Source organism: Paenarthrobacter nicotinovorans (assembly GCF_007670255.1).
GTDB classification, from domain to species: domain Bacteria; phylum Actinomycetota; class Actinomycetes; order Actinomycetales; family Micrococcaceae; genus Arthrobacter; species Arthrobacter nicotinovorans_B.
Window position 1 is genome coordinate 136,587 of sequence record NZ_SZVS01000002.1, and the last position, 21,737, is coordinate 158,323.

At 60.6% G+C, this 21,737-nt stretch carries 27 protein-coding genes; 11 read left to right on the top strand and 16 right to left on the bottom strand.

Annotated elements, in window-relative coordinates:
* Window positions 1–74 precede the first annotated feature (74 nt).
* Both FDP28_RS03465 and FDP28_RS20475 read right to left on the bottom strand, forming a co-directional pair.
* On the bottom strand, window positions 75–662 hold the full coding sequence (locus FDP28_RS03465; protein ID WP_186313492.1) for a DinB family protein: 588 nt from the start codon (window positions 660–662) through the stop codon (window positions 75–77).
* Window positions 663–752: 90 nt separating this feature from the next.
* A complete protein-coding gene (locus tag FDP28_RS20475; RefSeq protein WP_186313493.1) occupies window positions 753–1,685 on the bottom strand; it encodes a hypothetical protein in 933 nt (310 codons plus the stop codon).
* A 282-nt stretch (window positions 1,686–1,967) separates the two neighbouring features.
* Here FDP28_RS20475 and FDP28_RS03475 point away from each other — a divergent pair, with 282 nt between their 5' ends.
* Together FDP28_RS03475 and FDP28_RS03480 are read left to right on the top strand one after the other, a co-directional pair.
* Window positions 1,968–2,435 (top strand): nuclear transport factor 2 family protein, encoded by a 468-nt coding sequence (locus FDP28_RS03475; protein ID WP_144659219.1) that lies wholly within the window; start codon window positions 1,968–1,970, stop codon window positions 2,433–2,435.
* A complete protein-coding gene (locus tag FDP28_RS03480; protein ID WP_144659220.1) occupies window positions 2,435–3,001 on the top strand; it encodes a TetR/AcrR family transcriptional regulator in 567 nt (188 codons plus the stop codon). Before FDP28_RS03475 ends, FDP28_RS03480 begins: the two co-directional genes overlap by 1 nt.
* An 84-nt stretch (window positions 3,002–3,085) precedes the next feature.
* Here the strand turns inward: FDP28_RS03480 and FDP28_RS03485 are convergent, their stop codons facing one another.
* A complete protein-coding gene (locus FDP28_RS03485) occupies window positions 3,086–3,337 on the bottom strand; it encodes a hypothetical protein (RefSeq protein ID WP_144659221.1) in 252 nt (83 codons plus the stop codon).
* Window positions 3,338–3,458: 121 nt separating this feature from the next.
* Here FDP28_RS03485 and FDP28_RS03490 point away from each other — a divergent pair, with 121 nt between their 5' ends.
* On the top strand, window positions 3,459–4,922 hold the full coding sequence (locus FDP28_RS03490) for a protein adenylyltransferase SelO (RefSeq protein ID WP_144659222.1): 1,464 nt from the start codon (window positions 3,459–3,461) through the stop codon (window positions 4,920–4,922).
* Window positions 4,923–4,983: 61 nt separating this feature from the next.
* On the opposite strand, the gene FDP28_RS03495 is transcribed toward FDP28_RS03490, so the two are convergent.
* The 7 genes from FDP28_RS03495 to FDP28_RS03525 form a co-directional block, all read right to left on the bottom strand.
* A complete protein-coding gene (locus FDP28_RS03495) occupies window positions 4,984–5,163 on the bottom strand; it encodes a hypothetical protein (RefSeq protein WP_144659223.1) in 180 nt (59 codons plus the stop codon).
* Between the two features lie 144 nt (window positions 5,164–5,307).
* A complete protein-coding gene (locus FDP28_RS03500) occupies window positions 5,308–5,715 on the bottom strand; it encodes a MarR family winged helix-turn-helix transcriptional regulator (RefSeq protein WP_144659224.1) in 408 nt (135 codons plus the stop codon).
* 225 nt (window positions 5,716–5,940) lie between these two features.
* Window positions 5,941–6,543 carry an ABC transporter substrate-binding protein gene (locus tag FDP28_RS03505; protein WP_144659225.1) on the bottom strand — a complete coding sequence of 201 codons (603 nt, stop codon included), beginning with the start codon at window positions 6,541–6,543 and terminating at the stop codon, window positions 5,941–5,943.
* 209 nt (window positions 6,544–6,752) lie between these two features.
* Complete coding sequence (locus tag FDP28_RS03510) at window positions 6,753–7,373, bottom strand: hypothetical protein (RefSeq protein ID WP_144659226.1); 621 nt, start codon at window positions 7,371–7,373, stop codon at window positions 6,753–6,755.
* A 92-nt stretch (window positions 7,374–7,465) separates the two neighbouring features.
* Complete coding sequence (locus FDP28_RS03515) at window positions 7,466–8,281, bottom strand: DUF2382 domain-containing protein (protein ID WP_144659227.1); 816 nt, start codon at window positions 8,279–8,281, stop codon at window positions 7,466–7,468.
* A gap of 383 nt (window positions 8,282–8,664) precedes the next feature.
* On the bottom strand, window positions 8,665–8,943 hold the full coding sequence (locus FDP28_RS03520) for a winged helix-turn-helix transcriptional regulator (RefSeq protein ID WP_144659228.1): 279 nt from the start codon (window positions 8,941–8,943) through the stop codon (window positions 8,665–8,667).
* Entirely contained in the window at window positions 8,940–9,344 is a 405-nt protein-coding gene (locus tag FDP28_RS03525; RefSeq protein ID WP_144659229.1) for a VOC family protein, read from the bottom strand. Before FDP28_RS03525 ends, FDP28_RS03520 begins: the two co-directional genes overlap by 4 nt.
* Before the next feature lie 323 nt (window positions 9,345–9,667).
* On the opposite strand from FDP28_RS03525, the gene FDP28_RS03530 reads away from it, so the two are divergent.
* Window positions 9,668–10,192, top strand: coding sequence for a hypothetical protein (locus FDP28_RS03530; RefSeq protein ID WP_144659230.1), 525 nt, complete (start codon window positions 9,668–9,670; stop codon window positions 10,190–10,192).
* Window positions 10,193–10,208: 16 nt separating this feature from the next.
* On the opposite strand, the gene FDP28_RS03535 is transcribed toward FDP28_RS03530, so the two are convergent.
* Window positions 10,209–10,676: a hypothetical protein gene (locus FDP28_RS03535; RefSeq protein ID WP_144659231.1), complete on the bottom strand. Its 468-nt coding sequence runs from the start codon at window positions 10,674–10,676 to the stop codon at window positions 10,209–10,211.
* A gap of 302 nt (window positions 10,677–10,978) precedes the next feature.
* Between FDP28_RS03535 and FDP28_RS03540 the strand changes: the two genes are divergently transcribed.
* The 3 genes from FDP28_RS03540 to FDP28_RS03550 all read left to right on the top strand — a co-directional run bounded on the left by FDP28_RS03540 (window position 10,979) and on the right by FDP28_RS03550 (window position 13,131).
* Window positions 10,979–12,262, top strand: a complete 1,284-nt coding sequence (locus tag FDP28_RS03540; RefSeq protein ID WP_144659666.1) for an MFS transporter — start codon at window positions 10,979–10,981, stop codon at window positions 12,260–12,262.
* Entirely contained in the window at window positions 12,222–12,599 is a 378-nt protein-coding gene (locus FDP28_RS03545; RefSeq protein WP_144659232.1) for an ArsR/SmtB family transcription factor, read from the top strand. Before FDP28_RS03540 ends, FDP28_RS03545 begins: the two co-directional genes overlap by 41 nt.
* A gap of 151 nt (window positions 12,600–12,750) precedes the next feature.
* Window positions 12,751–13,131: a DUF7793 family protein gene (locus FDP28_RS03550; RefSeq protein ID WP_144659233.1), complete on the top strand. Its 381-nt coding sequence runs from the start codon at window positions 12,751–12,753 to the stop codon at window positions 13,129–13,131.
* Here the strand turns inward: FDP28_RS03550 and FDP28_RS03555 are convergent.
* On the bottom strand, window positions 13,128–13,865 hold the full coding sequence (locus tag FDP28_RS03555) for a GAF and ANTAR domain-containing protein (RefSeq protein ID WP_144659234.1): 738 nt from the start codon (window positions 13,863–13,865) through the stop codon (window positions 13,128–13,130). The genes FDP28_RS03550 and FDP28_RS03555 overlap by 4 nt on opposite strands.
* 75 nt (window positions 13,866–13,940) lie before the next feature.
* The gene (locus tag FDP28_RS03560) at window positions 13,941–15,140 is read right to left on the bottom strand and encodes a glycoside hydrolase family 26 protein (RefSeq protein ID WP_144659235.1); all 1,200 of its coding nucleotides are present in this window, start codon (window positions 15,138–15,140) and stop codon (window positions 13,941–13,943) included.
* Between the two features lie 72 nt (window positions 15,141–15,212).
* On the opposite strand from FDP28_RS03560, the gene FDP28_RS03565 reads away from it, so the two are divergent.
* From FDP28_RS03565 to FDP28_RS03580, 4 genes are all read left to right on the top strand, one after another.
* The gene (locus tag FDP28_RS03565) at window positions 15,213–15,665 is read left to right on the top strand and encodes an SRPBCC domain-containing protein (RefSeq protein ID WP_144659236.1); all 453 of its coding nucleotides are present in this window, start codon (window positions 15,213–15,215) and stop codon (window positions 15,663–15,665) included.
* A 222-nt stretch (window positions 15,666–15,887) separates the two neighbouring features.
* Window positions 15,888–16,823 carry an alpha/beta hydrolase gene (locus FDP28_RS03570; RefSeq protein ID WP_260842317.1) on the top strand — a complete coding sequence of 312 codons (936 nt, stop codon included), beginning with the start codon at window positions 15,888–15,890 and terminating at the stop codon, window positions 16,821–16,823.
* A 44-nt stretch (window positions 16,824–16,867) separates the two neighbouring features.
* Window positions 16,868–17,680, top strand: coding sequence for an alpha/beta fold hydrolase (locus FDP28_RS03575; RefSeq protein ID WP_186313495.1), 813 nt, complete (start codon window positions 16,868–16,870; stop codon window positions 17,678–17,680).
* A 116-nt stretch (window positions 17,681–17,796) separates the two neighbouring features.
* On the top strand, window positions 17,797–18,066 hold the full coding sequence (locus tag FDP28_RS03580; RefSeq protein ID WP_260842318.1) for a hypothetical protein: 270 nt from the start codon (window positions 17,797–17,799) through the stop codon (window positions 18,064–18,066).
* 435 nt (window positions 18,067–18,501) lie between these two features.
* Here FDP28_RS03580 and FDP28_RS03585 read toward each other — a convergent pair whose 3' ends face one another.
* From FDP28_RS03585 to FDP28_RS03595, 3 genes are all read right to left on the bottom strand, one after another.
* Window positions 18,502–18,948: a VanZ family protein gene (locus FDP28_RS03585; RefSeq protein WP_313955638.1), complete on the bottom strand. Its 447-nt coding sequence runs from the start codon at window positions 18,946–18,948 to the stop codon at window positions 18,502–18,504.
* A gap of 272 nt (window positions 18,949–19,220) precedes the next feature.
* Window positions 19,221–19,841, bottom strand: a complete 621-nt coding sequence (locus FDP28_RS03590; protein ID WP_144659240.1) for an LPXTG cell wall anchor domain-containing protein — start codon at window positions 19,839–19,841, stop codon at window positions 19,221–19,223.
* A gap of 174 nt (window positions 19,842–20,015) precedes the next feature.
* Window positions 20,016–21,716: a DUF4012 domain-containing protein gene (locus FDP28_RS03595; protein ID WP_313955639.1), complete on the bottom strand. Its 1,701-nt coding sequence runs from the start codon at window positions 21,714–21,716 to the stop codon at window positions 20,016–20,018.
* Window positions 21,717–21,737: the final 21 nt, after the last annotated feature.

A 21,737-nucleotide genomic window follows, 5' to 3' on the forward strand; every position in this document is an offset into this window, starting at 1 on the left:
CAGCAAGAGTGGTCTTGAACCGCGGGCAATGACTTAGTTGGAAACCCTGCCAATCCTGGAATGTCCGACGATAACTAATGCCCGTCGGCGAGCTCTTTCAGCCGGAGATTCTGCTCTTCCCACTGATCGGGGGTGAGGTCTGGAATATTCGGCGCGGACGGTCGTAGGCCGACGAAACCGTCCAGTTGCTCGCGCACGATGTCCAAATGTCCGGCATGACGGTGAGACTCGGCGATCATGTGCACCAAAAGGCGTTCCACCGTAGTGTGCCGATGTTTTATCCACCACTCCACTACGGCCGGTGAATTTAGCTCAACTTCGTCGAGCACTGCATCGACCGCGACGATTGTCTGGCGATAGATTCTTACCGCATCTTCGAGCGTCATACCCGGCGGCGGGAGGAAGTCTGCCTGAGCGTCCTCGGCTTCGATAACGTGCCGTATAACTGCGTTCTCAATTTCCCGTCCAAGACATGAAATAAAGTACTGGGATTCGGTGACAGCCAGGTGGAGCAGTAGGCCCATGACATGGGTGCCTGTCGGAGTCAGGGGAGTACGCGCCTGGGCATCACTCAAACCCTCGCATTTCCACAAGATTGCTTCCCGGGCATCATTCAGATACTCACGAAGCTGCGCCCCTCGGTCATCTTCAGCAATCGGCATGGACTGAACGCTACACGGTACTTCGCCTCGCATCCCTGACGGCTTGGCTGCCCATACCGCGCGCTAGGCAAGGATCACAGGCTATTGCGGTCAGTTGGGTTCGGTGGCGGTTGATTCGTACAGGGCTTTCAGGAACAGATACCCGAGGTAGATCCAATCGTCGGCTGATGCTTTGTCGTCGGCAATGCGATTCAGACACTCCGGAATCGGCACGTCCTCATATGTTGGCAATAAGTGAGGAACGGAGTGGTTCTCCCAGGCTGCGATGATGCCGTGGCGTTTCCCCGACTCTTCCATGCCAGCCCAGATGTCTTGCGCGGCCTCTGGACCCCGCACGTTCACGAAATCCGCCGCTCTCCGCCAAGACTTCCAGGCATCGTTCAAAGCCGCTTCAAGGGCTGTCCTTTCGTTGGGCACTCGTTCTACGCCGTAAGCAAGGACACCCAGCGCCAAGCCTTCAGCTATCCGCCTGGTCTGTTGACGCTTTGCCATTGATCCCACACCAGCGACATGCCTGCCCGCCAGCCCTGTCTCGGTGCGCGCCGCGGTCGGCTCAAGCTGCGGGTTTAGCGACATCGTCCAACTGGCCGGGGGAGGAAACAGCGGCTTCTTCCACGACGTATCAGGTTCCGGAGCCTCGGTCGTGGAAATCTCGTTCCCGGGCCAGGCTCGACTGCCACCCAGCTTGCGTTGAATGGCCCTGAGAATCCTTATTGTTTCGTCGTCTTGATAGCCGGTGACGATAGACCAGTCCAGCCCAGCGCCTACAGTGTTGCTCGCGAAAACAATCTCGGTGGCTAGCAGAGCACGGCACCAGTCAACCTTGGTCAAGGATCTTCCGGCCTGGATGAACGCGGCAATTCGCTCGCCTTCGGCAAACAAATCATCAACGTCGCGAAAGCCCATAGCCAAGGCCATTGCTTCCGTGGGGGCCGCCGGCCCCGCCCATTCCGTGAGTCCTCGACGCAGGACCTCCCGCTCATCCTCATCGAGGTCGAACTGAACCCGGTCATGCGCATTCACAGCTCATCCTCCAACAAGTCGACATACAAGAACCACAGTAAAGGCCTAATGCCCGAGGCGTTAGGCGGCGACTCGGACCCGGCGACAGCCCAGGGGAGGCACGCAATAGACGATCCCAAACCGGACCTTCAACGGCCCAATAGCGATCAAGCAGCGCACCATCAAAAGGACTCACGGTGCGACTCACAGTCCTAAAAAGATTGACGGCAATTTCCTAAGGTTGTACTGTTTAGTACAAGTTGTACCAATTGGTACAACTTGCATCTTCCGAAGGAGTCCGTCATGTCCCGCCCCCCTTTCCCTCCGTACACCGAAGAGACCGCTATTCAGAAGGTCCGTGCAGCCGAGGACGGCTGGAACACCCGGGACCCTGAGCGCATTTCCCTCGCGTACAGCGAGGACAGCTGGTGGCGTAATCGCTCGACGTTTGTGCAGGGCCGGGCGGCTATCGTCGAGTTCCTTGCCGACAAGTGGGAGCGCGAGCTCGACTATCGGCTGATCAAGGAGCTGTGGGCCTACACAGATGACGTCATCGCCGTCCGCTTCGCGTACGAGTACCATGACTCCACAGGCCAGTGGTTCCGGGCTTACGGCAACGAGAACTGGCTCTTCGATAAGGATGGACTCATGACGCACCGGCACGCGAGCATCAACGACCTGGCCATAGACGAGGCCGAGCGTAAGTTCTTCTGGGACACCTCCGGACCCCGTCCCGCAGATCACCCTGGCCTGAGCGAACTCGGACTGTAATGCCACGTACCCTTCTCGAACGCTCGGACGCCGTCCGCGCCCTCGCCGGTGTTTTTCGCCGGCGAGGGTTTGAGAGCAGTTCCTTGTCTGTAATCCAGCAGGAGGCCGGCATCGGTCGGGGCAGCCTGTACCACTTCTTCCCGGATGGGAAAACAGACATGGCCAGAGCGGTTCTTGACCAGGTGAGTGATTGGTTCGAGGAAGAGGTTTTCGGACCGCTTCGCTCGTCAACTGACGCCGCTGAAGCCGTCTCCGCGATGACGGAAGCGGTCTCTGACTACTTCGTTACCCGGGAAAACGTGTGCCTGTTCGCCGCGATGACACTCGGCGAGGAGAAAGAGACGTTCGCCGGCGAAGTCAAGAGATACTTCGCGGATTGGGTCGACGCGTTGACCGCACTGCTTCAACGCGGCGGACTCAGCCCCGGGGATGCTCATGGGAACGCAGTGGACGCCGTTGCGGTGATCCAGGGTGGGCTCATCCTTACCCGGGCCTACAGCGACGAAACTACGTTCCTGGGGATCATGGGGCGCGTCGAACGTCGCCTCCTCGCGCAGCTCAACTGACCCCCGGACGTTAGCCAGAGCGGAAGCGTGGGTGTGGCTGAAATAGATGCCGTATGCGCCATCGTCCGAGAACTCAATCCAGGACTAAATGTTGAACGGCCTCATGACCACCATGATCACGATCGCGAGCACGATATCGAGCACCGCCAACACGATCCCAGGGGTGGCTTTGACGCCCTGCACCTCGGCCTTGCGGGCAAAGATAAAGGCCGCGATGCCCAAAGGAATTCCCAGGATGAACATGCCAATGACGCCCAGGACGATCGATGTCTTCTTGTATGACAGACCGAGTCTTCTTTGAATCTCAATCTCAGTGGCGTCGGCAGTGGTCGTCATGGTTTCCCCCTATTTTGTTGGCATTCGAGTTGAAGGATAACCCGTTGACGCCCCAAGTCACGCAACCGCCAGCCCTAAGCATCCTTACCACCCATGCCGGAAACCGCCCTATCCTTAATTGATGAGCCACTCCGCCGAATCCACTATCGCCTTCGAGGGCCAGTTCGCCCGCGACTTCCCCGAGTTGGCCATCCCGTGGCGTGCAGAGGAGGCCCCGGATCCGCAGCTTCTGCTGCTCAACCAGCCACTCGCCGTCGAACTTGGTTTTGATCCTGGGTTCCTGCGGAGCCCGGAGGGCGTGCGGCTGCTGGTGGGCAATGCCGTCCCGGAGGCCGCTACCCCTGTTGCGCAGGGCTACGCGGGACACCAGTTCGGCTGGTATTCGCCGCGGTTGGGCGATGGGCGTGCACTCCTTTTGGGCGAAATTGCCGACGCTGATGGGAGGCTCCTCGACATCCACCTGAAGGGGTCGGGCCGGACGCCGTTCGCCCGGAACGGTGATGGCCGGGCCGTCGTCGGGCCCATGCTGCGTGAGTACATCGTCAGTGAAGCGATGCACGCCCTGAATATCCCGACTACCAGGTCCCTGGCGGTCGTCGCGACCGGTCGCTCGGTTGCACGCGAGACGGTCCTGCCCGGCGCGGTCCTTACCCGCGTGGCGAGCAGCCATATCCGTGTCGGCAGCTTCCAGTACGCGAGGGCCAGCAACGACATCGAACTGTTGCGCCGCCTTGCCGACCATGCAATCGAACGCCACCACCCGTCGTCGAGCACTGAGGACAACCCGCACCTCGCCCTGCTCAAGGGCGTCATAGCGGTCCAGGCGCGGCTCGTGGCCCAGTGGATGCTGGTGGGCTTCGTCCACGGCGTGATGAACACGGACAACATGACGGTGTCCGGCGAAACCATCGACTACGGTCCGTGCGCGTTCATCGACGGGTTCGATCCCGGTGCGGTGTACAGCTCCATCGATGAGCAGGGCCGGTACGCCTACCGCAACCAGCCGGTGGTGGCCGAGTGGAACCTGGCCCGCTTCGCTGAGTCGCTGGTGCCCCTGATCCACGAGGATGAGGAGCAGGCGGTGGCGCTTGCGGTGGAGGCGTTGGGCGGGTTCCGGCAGCAGTACAGCGCGGCATGGTTCGGCGGGATGCAGGCGAAGCTTGGTCTGCCTGAGGGAATGGACGACGCCGGGGCCTCGCCCCTGGTGGATGACCTCCTTGAGTTGGTCAAGGAGGCGCGGGCCGATTACACATCGTTCTTCCGTAACCTCAGCAAGGCCGCCCGCGGCGACGCCGAACCCGTCCGCGGCGCGGTCCTTGACCTTCCCGCGTTCGATGACTGGCTGGAGCGCTGGCGGGCCGCGGGGCCGGATGCTGATGCCATGGACCGGGTGAACCCGATCTACATTCCGCGCAACCATCTGGTGGAAGAGGCCCTTGCGGCTGCAACGGCCGGGGATATGGGCCCGACGGCGGAACTGCTTGAGGCGCTCGCTTCACCTTTCGTTGAACGCCCTGGTTTGGAGAAGTTCGCTACTCCGGCACCTGAGAGCTTTGGCCCCTACCGTACGTTCTGCGGCACCTGAGTTAAATGCCAAGGGCAAGCGTCCCAGAGGGAATCGCTTGCCCTTTGCGTGTCTTTAGCCTTTAGCTCCAGACGGCCCTGACCACCATGTCTGCGCCCGCAGCAAGATGGTTGCCTGTGTGTCCTGCATCGAGGACGCATACGTCCTCGGCCTCGGGCGGCCCGGTGGATACCAAGCATTCAGCGGCTTGGAAGCTCAGAAGGTCTACTGGGAGGCTGTCGCCTATGTGAAGTTCAGTCATGATGCCCTTTTGTTTGTCCGGGCATCGCTCTGTTTCGCTAGCCCGGGATTTTGGAGAGACTTCTCCTGTGCGCGCCGGACTTCATCAGCGATAACTCCATACTGCCTTGTTGGATGGCTAACGTCCACGTGGCCATAGGTTGGCCTAGCCGATTTCGGTTTCCCTCACGATGGCGATCAGCTCCTTGCGCAGGCTCTCGGAGTCCAGGTCTACGTTCTCGAGTGCCGCATTTTCCAGGCCGTGGGACTGTTCCAGCAGCTCCTTGCCCAGGGCGGTGATGGAGACCAGTTGGCCGCGGCGGTCGAAGCGGTTGGCTTCACGGACTATGAAGCCGCGTGACTCGAGCCTCGCAAGGAGCGGTCCGATGGTCTGGGCTTGCACGCGGATGTTTTGGGCCAGTTTCCCCGGGGCGATGGGGCCGGCGGCCGCAACGGCGTCGAGCGTCAGGACCGCCGGGTAGGTCAGACCCAGCGGGCGGAGTTTCTCATTCCAGGCAAGTTCCACCAGTCGTGCCGCAGTGGACAGCAACCGGCTGGTTGGCCAACGTTCCATATCAGGCATTCAGGCACCCCCGGCCTTGTCGCTAATGATCAGGTTGCTTATTACCTTACATGAAATGCTGCCCGGGGGAAGTTGCTCACACAGCGTCTGCGCTGGTGGGCCAGGGTTGCGCTATGTCGCAGCCTTACGCAGAAGACGCCGCGGGCGGGTGGCCCGTTCAGGGCCACCCGCCCGGTCGGCGGTCGGGGAGTCAAAGCCGGCTGCTGGATCTGGTGCCTATATGCCCAGGATTCGGTTGAGCAGAGCCACGAGGCCGTTCAAACCGTTCTGGCCATCCAGCAGCCCTGTAATGGCGCAGAGCAGGTTGCCGAGCAGATTACCGGCGCCGGGCTGTGCAGTAATGTTCAGGACCACTTGGTTCAGGTCTACTACCAAGCCCAAGAGGTCCAGGTGCAGTGGCCCAAGGACCAGGTTGAGAACGTCGCAGGCTGGGGCTGCCAACGCTGTGACGGTGTTGCTTCCAGCGCTGCCGACAGTCATCGTCAGATTCTGGACGTTGACCGGCTCGGATACGCCGGCGCTGTTCGTCGCCGTGCCCACCAAGTCGCCGGTCACTTTTAGGACACCGTTATCGTTCAGGAACCTTGTGGCTGTGAAGGTGGCGTCCAAGGTCTTGACGGTCTGTCCGGTCGTGGCGTCCTTCATGGGAACGTTGTAGTGCGCGGTGAAGGTCGCCAACTGCTTCTTTGCTTGGGCGGCTGCTGTTGCGGTGGGTGCGGCTGTGGGCGGCGCTGCCGATGCTGCAGGAGCCGCGACTCCGAAGAATATGGCCCCGGAGAGGGCTACGGTAGTTATTGAAGCAAGAACTCGTGTTCGCATCTCAGGTGTTCCTTTCAGCGCGTGATTAGGCGCGTGAACCCCCGGTCGCTCCGCCCCCATTCAGAACTCCGGCGGAACTATTTGATTGCTGGTTGTTGGCTCTCCAGAGCCCGAGTATGTGACCTAAGCCACATATCTACGCTATTGGTAAGTATGCTGATTAGTCAAGATCAGGCTTGCGGCTCCTTGCGGCATCCAGCATTCCGCCACTATTCGGCGCCCGTCCGGTAGTCGAGTCCCGCTTGGTCGACTTTTCGGTGGAAGCGCATGCCGGCTTTGCCGCCGAGGATGGCACCAACCAAGGGGATGATGACGGCGATGGCCAGGCCGATGAGTCCACTGGCAGTCAGCAGGCTGCCGTCAACGGGAATGCGGGGTGCCCCACCGAGGTTGCTGAGGACGTTGAACTGACTGCCGGCGACGGCTGCGAGGATGGCGACCAGGACCGCGACAATGATGCCCCAGAGCCAGACAGCAATGCCTTGTTTGGTACCGTCGAAGCGGGCCATGCGTCCGGCCACGTAGCCGCCGCAGTAATAGGCGATCAGGAGTATTGCCACCAGAACGATCCCGCTGATGATGCCCAGGGTCTGGACATTCTCCGTTGCTTTGTTTGCTGCGTCCTGGGGGTTGTTGGTGTTAGCGGTGCCCACGCCTGCGCCGATTGCGGTGGCCAGTGCGCTGAGGAGAACGGTCATGCCGATGGCAGTCAGCCATCCAAAAAATGCCGAACCCCACTTGATGCCGCCGAAGCGCTCCCTCTCTGCTGCCACGAGGTCGTTTCGGCGCGCTCTGGGGGTGCTTGATCCGGAAATGTTGTGCTCTGCCATGTGACTCTCCCTCTTTCTGGCCACCAAGGGCCGTGAACGGAGGTGCCTCCGGACACGGCCCTGTGTCTTACGACTAACGGCGGTCCTGAGTGTCAGCGGCGGCTGGTTCCGTCGCCGTCGACGTCGATGTTTTCCTTGCGGACCTCTTCGTTCACCGTGTGCTCTTCGGTGACGGTGTCCTTATCCAGGCGGACCCTTTCAACGGGCACTGTTTCCTTCTCCACGACGGGACGTTCCTCGTGGAGGGTGACTTCGTGTTCTTCCTCACTCAGTTCGGGCCCGTCCATGGCGTCACCGAAGTTGGAGTCATTGATGGGTTCCCGTTCGATGCGCACTTCTTCGCGCTGCACCGGCACCGTTGTAGTGACGTTCTCCGTGGTGATGTATTTGCGCAGCCTTGCCCGGCCGGTCTCTTCCTTCCGGGTGCCGACATTCAGTTGTTCCTCTGAACGTGTCATCGCGTCATCGGTGGTTGGACCTGAAGTGTCGTGCCCCACGGTGCTCCGGTCGGTATCGCGCCGGTCGATGTTGGCATCCGTGGTGTCAGTTCCGCTGTAGGTCCGACCGGTATCGACGCCGCCCCTGTTACCCCCGGCGAGCTCGTAGTAGCTGTAGAGACGGTCTTCTTCCTCGATTTCCAGATGCCCGTCCGGCTCGACCCTTGGGGCGTCCTTTACCTTGTCCTTGGTGTAAGGGACAACGATGTCGCTGCCATCGGTCCGGGCTCCCTCCAGCGGCACGAACGATTCGGAGGTCCCGAACAGCCCGGTCTTGACCGTTACCCACGACGGGCGCGAGGTGTCGTCATCGACGTAGACCTGCCCGATGCTCCCGATCTTGGCGCCCTCTGAATCGATGACGTTGCCGCCGGCGTTGCTCAGGGCGATGAAGTCCTCATGGTGGGTCATGATGCTCTCCTTGATGGTTTTGTCGTGTTGACGGGTAGGGTCCCCACACCCTCGAAATCCATGTAACACGACGCTTCACCAAGAAAGCAAGGCTACTTACTAATATTGTTCCGCCGCTCGCCATGGCCTGTTCCGCGACCAGAGGGAGGCTGGGAATTGGTCATCACGCGCGTCCTGCGAGTACTCGGAGCGGTAGGCGGAAAAACGAGTACCGACTACTCGTGCCTTTGGCCGCGTTGTGAGTTTCAATTGATTCAGCGGGATTGTGGCCGGCGGCAATACCCCCCAAGTTGCCGCCAGGAGCCCACCGCCGGCGGGGTCGGACAGCGGTACCCAGAAGCCTGTCCGGCCCTTCGCCTGCCCAGGTTGAAATGCCCCGAGGATCACTTCTCGTCGACCCACCGTGCCAGCGCCTCGATCGGCTCGCGTAAGGCGAGCCCCCGATCGGTCAGTGCGTAGGCCCGTGTGTTGTGCTTGAGTGGCAGGCGAAACAATACTCCGGCGGTTTCGAGCTCGCGCAGGCGTGTTGCGAGGATGTTGGTGGGCACGCCAAGGTCGCGCTGCAGATCGCCATACCGCTGTGGCCCTTCGAGCAGCCGTTCCACGATGAGCAAGGCCCATCGTGCGCCGACTTTGTCGAGGGCCGCGGCGAGGTCGCTCACGCGGTCGGTTCGGTGTCCGGCTTCATCCAGAAGGGTGAGTAGTGGTAGCCGTCGGGGTCGTCGAATTGGCGCTGGTACATGAACGGGTAGTCGTCGGTGTCGCCGATCCGGCCGCCTGCGGCGCCGGCGCGTTCGGTGAGTTCGTCGACCGCCTCGCGGCTGCCGAGGTCGAAGGACACGGTGACTTTCGACGGCGTGTCGGGTCCGCCGACCAGTTCCTCGAAACCACCTACGCTCGCGTACATCTCGCGGCTGCCGAGCATGACGTATTGCTCGGGCGCGATCTCGAAGCATGAGACGTTGTGGTCCGACATCTTGGCATTGAGGGTCCAGCCAAGGGCGTTATAGAAGGCAGTGGAGCGCTCGACGCTCTCAACGGGGCAGGTGATAAAGAGGCTCATGCGGCCATACTTGCAAAATGCAAGTGCGCCGTCAAGGGTTTGCTGTGATCAAAGATTCGTTGGAGTAATTAGGCCACGCAAAGCTTGCCTAATTTCGCGAGAGGGCTGTAATCTCCCCACCTAGGTTCACCTAAATTCGCAACGCATGACCGCATCGAGTGCCGCCTCCCCAAGGACCGCCACGGCACCCGCCCTTTGAGAGGCTCTTCATGTCCTTACTGCCCCCTGCCCCCGTCCTGGTAGCCCCACCCCCTTCTGACGCCACTCCGCCGAAGGAACTCGGCACTGCAGGGCGAAACGGGATAGGGCCACGCTGGAGGCCGATGTTGCTCGGGCTCTTATGCACCGGTGGATGGATTGCTTCACTGCTGGTCGGTCACTTTGTGGACTGCGGCCCGGAACTGCACCGCATCGGGCTGGCGGTCCACATTCTGGCCTTGGTCCTGTCTTTCGGCACCATCCTGGTAGTCGATTGGCTTGGCTTGCTGTGGCTGCTGGGCAAGGTCCAGATGCATGAATCCGGGAGGCTGGAAGCTGCAGCCAAGCCCCTGATCTGGGGTGGTCTCGCGCTGCTGCTGGCTTCAGGTGCCCTGATTGATCCGGACCTGGGCAATCCGGTCACGGTTATTAAGCTGGTGTGCGTTCTCGTGTTGATGCTCAACGGGCTGGGCATAGCCCCTGCCATGCACCAACTGCTGGCCCTCCCGCCGCAAACGCGTTTCGGTGAACTGGGCCGGCGCCTCCGCATGAGGTTGCTAATCGCCCTTACCGTCTCCCAAACCTGCTGGTGGACCGCGGTGTTGATCGGCCTGGTCAACTCGACCATCCGCCGTTGGGCAGGGGCCTAAAGCGCAGGAGCCAGTCTCAGGACAGCTCGTACGCTGGCCGTCCGCCATTTCGCTCGTCGCCATGCACCTGCAGTGCGCGGCGCATGGCCTGGCGGTTTTCTTCCACTGCTTCCGGTTGGCCGGCAACACGGTAGAGGTCGGCGGCCCATTGGAACTCGTCGGCTGCAGACCGGAAGCGGGCTTCGTCAAAGAGGCGGCGTCCAATGTGGTGGCGGACGTACGCTTCCTCTTCGGGCGTACGGACTGTCCGGAGTGCCTTTTCGTGCAGCACTGCGGCGTCGTGCCAGTGGTACTGCCGTTGGTGTATCTGGGCCAGGATCAGGAGCAGCTCACGGCGATCGGATGAGTCGGAGTCGGACAGAAGCTTGAGTCCTTCTTCCAGGGCTTGGCTGTCACGTCGAAGCAAGCCCAGGTACCTTACGCGCTCCACGGGGGGACAGTCGCCTTCCAGTGCAGCTTCGAGTGCGGCGCGGTTGATCACCACGTCGCGGAATGTCGAAGGGTCAGTACGCCAAAGACTTGCAGTATCTTCCACCGTTATGTGCCCCCCATAGGACTGTTACGGAGCCGACTGGGTTCGCAACCGCCGTCGACGGCTTGCTGCGGAAGTCTCCATAATCTCATGAAGTCCCCACCCCGCAAGTCGATCATCACCCGCCTCGCCACGCCGTGATCGCCACCCTCCCGTTCACCTCGAGAGTTTGGCGTGCGTTGGTATCGGAACAGTAGTATCTTTAAGTGCACATGCATGCACATATGTACTTAAATGATGGGATGGGTTTACTGATGCTCTCGGTGTTGCGGAACGGGACGTACCGCCGGTTGTTCCTGGCACAGGTCATCGCGCTGGTGGGCACGGGACTGTTGACAGTGGCGTTGGGGTTGCTGGCGTTTGATCTGGCGGGCAGCAATGCCGGAGCGGTGCTGGGCACGGCGTTGTTGATCAAGATGGGCGCGTATGTGGGTTTCGCGCCGGTGATCAATGCTTTGGTGGCGCGGTTGCCGAAGAAGCCGGTGCTGATCGGCGCGGATTTGGTCCGGGCCGCGATGGCGTTGTGTCTGCCGTTCATCACGGAGGCGTGGCAGATCTACGTGGTGATTTTCCTGCTGCAATCCGCCTCGGCGACGTTCACTCCGGCGTTCCAGTCGTTGATCCCGACGGTGCTGCGCGAGGAGCGCGATTACACCCATGCGCTGTCGCTGTCACGCCTGGCTTATGACATGGAAGCGTTGGTCAGCCCGGCGTTGGCGGCGTTGTTGCTGACGGTGGTCAGTTACAACAACCTGTTCCTGGGCACGGTGGCCGGGTTCCTGTTCTCGGCCGGCATGGTGGTTTTCACCGCGTTGCCCAAGGTGGCTTCCGGGTCGGCGGCGGGCTCGTTGTGGCACCGGACCACGCTCGGCGTGCGGCTATTCTGGCGGAACCGTCGGCTGCGGTCCTTGTTGGCTCTCAATCTGGTGGTCGCGGCTCCGACGGCGTTGGTGCTGGTCAATTCCGTGGTCTACGTCCGCACCGTCCTGGGACGACCGGATACGGATCTTGCCCTGGCGTTGGCGTGTTTCGGTATCGGCTCGATGATCGTTGCCCTGTCCGCATCGCGTGTTCTGGAGCGTTTTGGGGAACGCACGGTGATGCTGACCGGCGCCGTCCTGATCCCGGCCGCGCTGGCAGGGGTTACCGTGATGACATTAGCCGGACCGGCCGGGTGGGGCTGGCCGGTGCTGCTGGTGTTGTGGTTCTTGCTTGGTGCGGGCAATTCCACGATCCTTACCCCGTCCTCGAGGCTGCTGCGGGACGCCTCGGACGAGCACACCCGTTCGTATGTTTTCACTGCGCAGTTTTCCCTCTCGCACGCCTGCTACATCCTTGCCTATCCGTTGGCTGGGTGGCTTGGTGCGTTCGCGGGCCTGGGCCCTGCTGCCATTGCACTGACAGTTCTTGCGATACTGGGTACTGCAGGAGCATTCTTCTCCTGGCCCCGCCGCGATGTTGCTATTGCCGGGGATTCCGTAAGCAAGGAGGACAGCGGTGAGCAGCCAACCGGAGCGCCCGTTTCGCCCCGCATCTGAAACACCCTCGCTGTTCCACCCGGTCACGCCGGATGCGGAGCTGCTGGAGAACGCCGCGGGAACGCTGCGGATGCTGGCCGAACCGACCCGCCTGCACCTGCTGTGGCAACTTGCCCAAGGACCGAAGACCGTCGGGGAACTCGTCGACTCGTCCTCCATGCCCCGCACCGTGGTCAGCCAACACCTGGCCAAGCTCCGCCTCTCAGGCCTGGTCGACACCCGCAAGGACGGCCGGCACGTCATCTATTCCCTGCATGATGGGCACCTCGTCCGTTTGATCCAGGAAACCATCAACCACGCCGACCACCAGATCACCGGCGAACCCACTCACGACTAACCCACACCACTTCGGACCCCGGAATCGGGCAGGTAGTTCGCTCGTTGTCATAGGCAAAAGGTGAGTACAGGCTACCCGTGCGCCGGGCGGATAATTGACCTTTACTGAGTCCAGCGGATTCAACCAATAGTCGGACACAAGGAGGTGCAGGATGGACCGGATTGAACTGGACGACAGCGTCCTTAGTCTCGAAAACGGACTCCTGCACTTGGTGTGGAACCACGGTGTGCACATCGACGCGGGCAACGCCCAGGCAGCCGTGGACGCTGTCAATAAGCTGGCCAACGGCCGGTCCTTGCCCCTGTTGGTGGACATGGCCCAGACCGGATTCCTGAGTCATCAGGCGCGCGAGATCTTCGAAAAACCGTGCGCAGCTTCGAGGATCGCGCTGCTCGGCGAGAGCCCAGTGGACCGAACCGTGGTCCAGTTCCAACTCCAAACAAGCCACGTCCCGTGCCCCACCAGGTTCTTCACGTCGCGGCCTGAGGCCTTGGCCTGGCTCGCGGAGGCAGTGCAGGCGATCCCGGGCTAGTCTTCGAAGTTCAGTTTGGCGTCGGCGCTGCCGGTCACTTTTTCCACGATCTCTTCGGCCACGATGCGGAGTTTTTGGTTGCGGTGGCTGGAGGCCTGAGTCAACAGCCGGAATGCTTCGTCCTGGCTGATACGGCTTTGGGCCATGATCACACCACAAGCCAGGTCGATGGCCGTTCTGCTGGCCATCGCAGCTTTCAGGTCGGCATTGAGCTGTTCCATGGCCTCGATCCGGATGGCCAGGCGCAGGGTGCTGCCGGCGACCTCGGCGAAGGCTTCTGCTTCCTTGATGACTTCGTCTGTAAAAAGCCCAGGTGCCGGGGCGAAGAAGTTCAGAACGGCCTCCGACGTTTCACCCAGCAGCAGGGGCACGCCCAAGGCGCTTTGCGAGCCGTGTTTGGCCAAGAGCTTGCTGTATTCGGGCCAGTTCGTGTCAGTCTCGACGTCGGCAAGGAGAACCGTACGGCCCTTGTCCAAGGCATCCAGACAAGGGCCTTGTTGGAGCGTCTGCTCAAGATTGTCCAGCTCAATCGCCTTCTCGCTGCTGCCCGCAACGGTGGCTGTGCGCTTACGACGGCGGAGTGTCACCGCGCAGTCGATGGGAGCCCCGCTGCCTTGGCTGATGGCAGTTGCGGCAAATCTGGTCAGGCCGTCGAGGGTCCCTTTGATGTCGGCGGAGCCGGCTACCAGTTCGTGCAGCCCGCGGATGTGTTCGCCATGATCAAAGGTCTCCATGGGGCCAATGGTAGGCCACTCCCGACAAGACTGGACCTGCTTTTGCTTGGTTACGCGGAAGGGCTGTCCGCGGGCTTAGGAGCCCCCATCTTGGGCGGGTGTGCAGGCCTCGGGTGCGGGGGCGAACTTGAACCAGTCCGGCAGGGCTGAGGTGTAGGCCTCCCGAACCTCGGGATCCTTTGTGGAGGTCCAGTCCACCACGCCCTTGACCTCTACCTCGTTCTTGTCCCACTCGAACCAGTTGATCATTTTCAGTTCCGGGTAGTCCCGCGGAATTGCGGGGTCGAAGAGCTGGCCCCACCATGCTTCCTTGATGGCCAAGGGGTTGGCGCCTTCGCCGGACGCCGTGGTGAGGGCAGCTGTTTCGGGGATAGCGACGGGCTTGTTTCGCTTGGCTCCGTACTCCGTGTAGAAGTCGGGGACTGCGAGGTCGTTTCCGCCGGCTCCGTTGTAGTTGCCGGTGAGCTGTTGTATGAACTTCCCCGGCTCGGGAATGACGTTGGCACCCCAGGGATAGGTATTGCCCCAGTGGTAGAGGGACATGCCGACCCAGTCGACCGCTGCGTCGCCGGGGTAGTAGGGGGCGTACGGATCGTCAGCCCCGGTGACTTCGCCATCATTGTCGGTGTCCAGCAGCGCGTAATCCGGGGTTCCGGCCACTGCTTCGTATTTGCCGCCGCTGAAGGGGTAACCGCCGCCGTAGTTCGGTGCCCACATCATGGCACTGCCCGGAGCCTTTGCGTGGATTGCTGTGGCCACCCGCTGATAGGCGGCCACGTAGGCGGTGGGTTGCTGGCCCCAGGCATACCAAGAGCCGTTCATTTCGTGAGCGAACCTGACGATCACAGGCACGCCCGCGTTGTTGAAGCGCGCCAGCGTGGACGCCAGTTCTTCCGAGACCTCTGGAGTGACAGAGGCCAGTCCAAGCTTGGGTTCAAGGGTGAGCAGCATTGTTCCGCCGTTGGCCCGGATCTGTTCGTATGCTGCGTCGACGTTCCGTTTGTCGGTATCCGCCATGGGGAAGTCCGTAAAGGTCACGGTGACTGCCGGGCGCTCGCCGAGGTTCTTGGCGTATTGCTCCAGAGTTTCGTGTTCCCAGTCGAGGTTTACGCCGGCCAGGATGCCGTCCTTGGGAGCCGATGGCGGCGTGGGCTGGCAGGTGGGGAGCGGGGGAGGGGTGGCACCTGGCTGTGACCCAACGCAAGCACTCAAGCAGCTTCCCAGCACAATGCCCGCAGCAATGACAGCACCGATCTTTTGTGGTCCCCAAGTCATGGGTTTCAATGTAGCAGCGCAGCTGTACCATCATCACTATCACCGCATTCCCGCGCAGAGGAGCCGGAAGCCATGCCTGAAATATCCGATGGAATTGCCAGCACCACCAGCAAGACTTTCAGCCGGGAAACGCGCGTCGCCGCTGTCATCGGCGCATCTCCATCCACGGTGTGGGGATTGTTGACGGACGCCAAGAACTACCCCAACTGGAATTCCACTGTGGTCTCCATTGACGGTGATATCGCCCCGGGATCCAAGATCACCTTGGTTTCCACTCTGGACCCCAGCCGCACGTTCAAACTGAAAGTCAAGGAATTCCAAGCGCCCAACAAGCTCGCGTGGGGCGACGCCCTGGGAACCCGGACGTACACCATCACGGAAACCAACGACGGCCGCTCCCTTTTCGAGATGGCCGAGAAAATCGGCGGCCCTGTCTTCCCCCTTTTTGCCAGCAAGATCCCGTCATTTGACGACAGCTTTACCCAGTTCGCGGCCGACCTGAAGGCTGCTGCCGAAAAAGCTTAAGAATCACGACGGCAGTGCTGCCGCCGCCTTTTGTAGGCAGGCTTCGGATACCAGCGTTGCTCGGCGGCGTGAAACCAGCATCTGCCCGGTCCTTCTCATCCTGACGATCCTGCCCGCGTACCCCGAACGGACTACTCAAGTCAGCACCCTGGGGTGACGCGCTCCCGGCTGGGAAACGCGAGGCTGGATACAGGGCGCATGGCGCGTGCTGGAAAGGGATGTTTGAAGAGGTCAGTTAAGAAGTTGCTCGTGGCAGTCGCCGTCGTCGTCGCGGTTCTGGCAGCGGGTCTGGCGACTACCGCCGTGGTGAACGTGGTCGCGAGCAACGCCGAGGCCGGCAAGATCGAGTCTTACGGCCAGCGGGTGGATGTGAACGGCAGCAAGATGAACGTCCTGGTGACCGGCAGCGGGCTCAAAGATGTCGTCCTCCTGCCTGGGTTCGGAACGTCGTCGCCTGTTCTGGACTTCGCGCCCTTGGTGAGGGAGCTTGCCACGGACCATCGGGTGATCGTGGTGGAACCCTTCGGCTACGGGTTGAGCGACGGGACCGACCGTGAGCGGACTACTGAGAACATCGTGCAGGAAGTCCATGGGGCGCTGCAGTCCCTCCACGTCAACCGCTACATCCTGATGGGACATTCGATCGCCGGCATCTACGGCATCGACTACGTCAACCGCTACCCGGATGAGGTGAGCGCATTCGTTGGCATCGATACTTCCGTTCCCGGGCAACCGGGCATGGATACGGAGTTCCCTACGGGGCTAATGGCGGTGGCCAAAAACCTTGGGCTGTTGCGGGTAGTCACGGCTTTGACCTTAGCGAACGACAACCCCGCCTACACCCCCTACGCCCGTGAGCAGATGCAGATGCTCACCAACCGTAATTCGATGGCTCCCACCTACCTCAACGAGATGGAGCACATAGGCAGGAACTTCCAGCGTGCCTTGGGAACCGGCTTCCCAAAGGAACTGCCGCTGCTGCTGTTCGCGGTTGCGGAGAACAAACAGAACCCGGAGTGGCTTGAGCTGCACAACCGCCAGGCCGCCAGCGTCACCGACGGCACGGTGGTGCCCATCGCCGGCGAGCATTACCTCCACCACACGCACGCGGGGGAGATTGCGGATGGAGTGCGGGCGTGGGAGGTCGGGCGGGGTTAGCACTTGCCTTCCTGCCAGCGGCCGGTCGAGCGTACGCTGAGGCCATGGAGTCCGAAGTCAGGACCGTGTGGTTGAAAACCGGGATCAGCGTGCCTTGTTTTGTGCAGGGGAACCTGGAACAAACAGTCGACGACGGCGGCACTCCACTGCTGCTCTTGCACGCCTGGGGCGAATCCTGGCGGAGTTTCGATCGCCTCATTGCGGCGTTGCCTAGGTTTGTGATTATGGCGCCTGACTTGCGGGGTCATGGTGCGGCGGATAAGCCGGCAGACGGCTACTCGCTTTCCGAAGTTGTTGAGGACGTCGCGGGCGTGCTGGCGGCACTCGGCCTCGAACAGGCACATGTCCTGGGTTCCTCCAGCGGTGGTTACGTTGCCCAGCAACTCGCTGTGTCGCATCCGGACCTTGTTGCATCCTTGACGTTGGTAGGCGCACCCCTGACGCTCCGCGGCAGGCCACCGTTTGCGGCCGAGGTGGAGCAGCTGATCGATCCGATCTCAGAGAACTGGGTTCGTGAATCGTTGGCCTGGTACAGAATGCTGCACACGGTGCCAACCTCATACATTGAAGATCGAGTGCAGGACGGTCTCGCCATGCCAGCCTCGATTTGGAAGGCTTCTCTGCGGGGATTATACGAGGCCGACCCTCCGACGGAAACCGGCAACATTTCGGTCCCCGCACTCCTGCTTTGGGGCGCCCATGATCACCTTGTGCCTCGACACCATCAGGAAACCCTGGTGGGCCGTATTCAGGGCGCACGACTGCAGATCTACGAGGGGACCGGGCATCTTGTGCTCTGGGAATGCCCGGAGAGAGTCGCCGAGGATTTGAGGAGTTTCCTCGGAGGGCTGTTTTAGGCGCCCGTAACTTCTCCGACGAGTGCCGGCGTTTACGGGATCGACTGCGTCGCGGCCGACCTTGCCTACACCCCTATGCCCGTGAGCAGATGCAGCTGCTCAGCAACCGGAATTCCATGTCGCCCACGTACCTCGACGCGATGGCCCGCATTTCCGCGAACTTCCAGCGCGCCCTGGGAACCACCTTCGCGAAGGATCTACCCGTGCTGCTGTTCGTTGTGGCGGAGAACAAGCAGAACCCTGAATGGCTCGAGCTGCACCGCCGCCAAGCCTCAAGCGCCGCCGAAGGGACCGTGGTGCACGTCCCCGACGAGCACTACCTCCACCACACGCACGCAGGGGAGATCGTCGAAGAGGTTCGGCGTGGGAGGCGGGGGCGGTTTTAGTTTCACGTCATGGGCGGAAGAAGAAGACGTATGACGTCTGTGCTGCTGGCGTGCAGAGAAGGCCTGTAAGTGCTTCCGGTTGGGCCAGGGCAGCGACACACCCCCGTTTGGGCAACAAATCACCGGGGCGTGCCGCCGATCCTTATCATAAGGCTACTTCCCGATATCAATATATGTTGCGTTTGTATGACCTATGCTCATTGAGACCTAGGTCATAAATTAAGATCCCTCTTGTTGCTGACTGCGATGACGGACAGTGGCTCAGGAGCTCCGAAATTGGGCTTTCGTCGATGCGCAAATGTAGCGAATGTAGCACTGCCTAAGCCCAGTCTGGAGGGGCGGCCCGGCAGCCAAACAGTGTTCCGGACAGCTGGAAGTCCCGATGAGAAGTTTGATTACCGGCTCTACGCTCATCGGGCCTCGTCCGCTGAAATTTCATGCGGCCCGCCGCCGACGTGATGGATTTCGATCTACCACGAGACGTGCAAGTGAAATGCCAATGAATGCTCCAGATGTATTTGTGACAAGGTCCGTGAGGCTTGCGAAGCGGGCCGATATGAACAGAAGTTGACCTAGTTCCATGCACGTCGACGCCATCAATCCGACACCGGTCAGCTGCCACCAATTCTTGGAGGGCAGAGTAATCGCGATCAGAAGCCCGAAGGGGATGAACATTACTACATTTGCCGAAGCCTCTACGAAGTTGTAGTCAAACCATCGTGGCACGCCGTGACTGTGGAGACATCTAAGTATTGCGTCGAGCGTCCCCTGAATTGGTTTGTCTACGGGGGAGGGCCAAAAACCGACCACTGCAAGCCCAAAAAGGTAGACTGCGGTAAGTGTTGTACGCCAAGGTAGTGGGTTTTTCAAGCGCACCTTCACGAGGTTCGAATCAGAGCCCAGATGCTGACACCCAAGGATAGCGTGGCCAGGAAACCAAGCAGGGTGTAACGAACGAGTCGCTGACGCACTTGGGAAGCCCGTAGCCTGAGGGCAGGCCGCCTAAAGGAAGAACTGCGTTTTCTCCAATGTCGCCCCATACTCCTTATGGATACCATATGCGTCTGCTTCGATGAGCGGAATCCAAAAACTGAGGGTGGTTTGCCAACAAGATAATCCTGTTGGCAAACCACCCTCCGTTACTCAAGTTCTTGCTAGACGGAAGCCTCTGTGCTCTTTGCGCGGCGACGTGCCACGACGACAGATGCGGTACCAGCAGCCAATGCTCCTGCGCCCACAAGCGACCAAAGGATAAGGCTGGAGTCAGCGCCCGTGTTGGCGAGCGGGACGCCGCCCGTGTTCGCCAAATTCGCGCCGGTACCTGTGGATCCTCCGGTGTTGGACAGTGCGGCACCACCTACAACGACCGTTACAGGTCCAACTGTCACTCCCGAGGTGTTGCCGGTAGCCGTGATGGCGTAAGTGCCCGGCTCGTTGATGACGATGGGAATCGAGAAAGCGCCGTTTCCGTCGGCAACAGCCGACAGGGTGGACGGCGCAAGCGGAATCCTTCCGGCAACGGACAGGCTTCCAGCTGTAACGCTGCCACCGCTGGCGGCTGGAGTCCCTGTCGGCGTGACCGTAATGGTAATGCCTTCGCCGGGCGTGAAGCCGGTGCCACTGAAGACAAAAGCTTCACCCGGAGCGACCGAGGCGTCCGATACGGCGACACTCGTGTTCGGAGCCGGATAGTTGGCATTGTTAGCGACGGCCGGAACTGCGCCAAGAAGTGCGATGGAGCCTGCAAGCGTAAGTGCTGCGAGAGATTTTCTCATATGTGTCCCCCCTGAGACCTTTGTGGTGCTACGTGGTGTTTGGAGATTTCCGAGACCCTACGTGACCGTAAGTGAAATCTCAGTTTGCTGCCCAACTAGAACTTACCATTCACACATGCAACCGGCAAAGAAAAATCCAGACTCGTTACAAAGGATTAACGCGTCAGTCGCGATTTATTCACAAGCGCCTTCGACTGTGCCCTGGATCACGTCTTTGATGGGTTGAGTTGTGGGTGTGACTACCAGTTTTGGATCCGAATGCTGAACGATGTGCCCGAAGTTAAACTCAACGGACGTACTCTCTCCTGGCGCTAGGCGAATGGTCGAGGTCCCAACTGCTCGCTGACTGTGACGCTGCGCGGCAAAGGGAATCTGCTGCCCATCTTTGACAACCGTGTCAATATTGGATTGTACGGGCCCGTAGGCGACTATGTTGGTCTGCACAGACCCAGGGGGGACTCCGAATGCTCCATTTCCCGTCACATACTTGGGGAGAGAAGACGCGGCGTCTCTGGGGGCGGTGTTGGTACTTGTGACCCTGATAGTCACCTGGCGATAGCCGTCACGCGTGCAGTCCTTTGCTACTTGCACGGACCGCTTGATCCAGTAGTCCATTTTTGCTCCGGTGCCATCGTTGAAATAGACGCCAAATTGGGCTGGACTTACGCTCGAACCAGACACTAATCCAGCAAGCGGGTACTTCCCTATGGTCGCTTGTTCCGTCGGCGCCGCGGACCACAACAAAATCCGGTGTTGTGCTACGCCTTCCGTGATAGCTTCAAGCAGCTTTGTGGGGTCAGTCTTCCCGGCCGAAAGCACCGCAAAGACTTCGTTGGCTGCGGCCGCAAAATAAGCATCCTGGAGAGCAGGGTCTGGTATCGCCGCATAGACGTCCGAAAGCAGGGTCCGTACGACATTGCCGCCCGTCAGCTCGCTTGGTAGCTGAGTTCCAGTCTTCTGTGCGATCGAATCTGGCATCCGAACGGGGCCCGTTGCGTCCAGTAAGAGGCTGAGAGCAATCGGATCTATGGACAAAACGCCGTCCAACTGCTCACCGGTCTTCCGTTCCCACATGGTGTGCGCAGTTACGGCCGTGGTTGCAAAGTCCGGCGTAAGATTTACGTCCTGCATGAACTTTCCTACACGTGGCGAGAAAATCGCCGACTGCTCAGCATCGATTGCCACCGACGGAACAAATGCCCCGAGCGAACTGGCACTGGTCTGTGATTCGAGCTTAAATTTGCCGGCGTCAAGGCTCACAACGGCTAACGCGCCAGGTATGCCGCCAGACGCCCGGGACTCTGCATTGTTTTGCATGAGAAGCAGATAACGCCGCGGAGAATCTGAGCCCAACATTGTGGGTGCCAACTTAGCTACATCAGCAGCCGAGTCCAATTGCTCAGTGACAGTCTCGAGGTCCTTCCGGACCGTCGTAAGAGGCGATGCAATCTGCGGGAGAAGGCCACTCACCTCGATGTTGTCCAGGCGGCGAGCGGATTCACGTACTGCTTGCGCGGCAGCGTCGATGCTAGGGGCCGATTCCTTCAACGGACTAAGATCCATTCCGGAGGGTCTCGGAGTCAGGGCTTTCCAATTGAGGCTCTGGAAGGCCGAGACCAATGGGACAGCGCCCAAGCGAGCGATGTCGTCAGCAGAGGTGGCTATCTCGCTTGCAGCCTGCAGGTTAGTTCCTAACCCCGGCACCCAAGACGCTGCCTTCCATATAGGGTCGTTCGCTGCTTCCCGTGATGCGCTCGTGTGCTGAACAAGAGCGTCTACAGTCGCCTTGGCGGCGTGCGGATCACTTGCGGCAATTTGCGACTTGAGGGTCGGAAGTAAACCTGTGGCTGCTTCCAATTCGGTCTTGATCGTCACGGCCTTGACTCCCAGCCATGC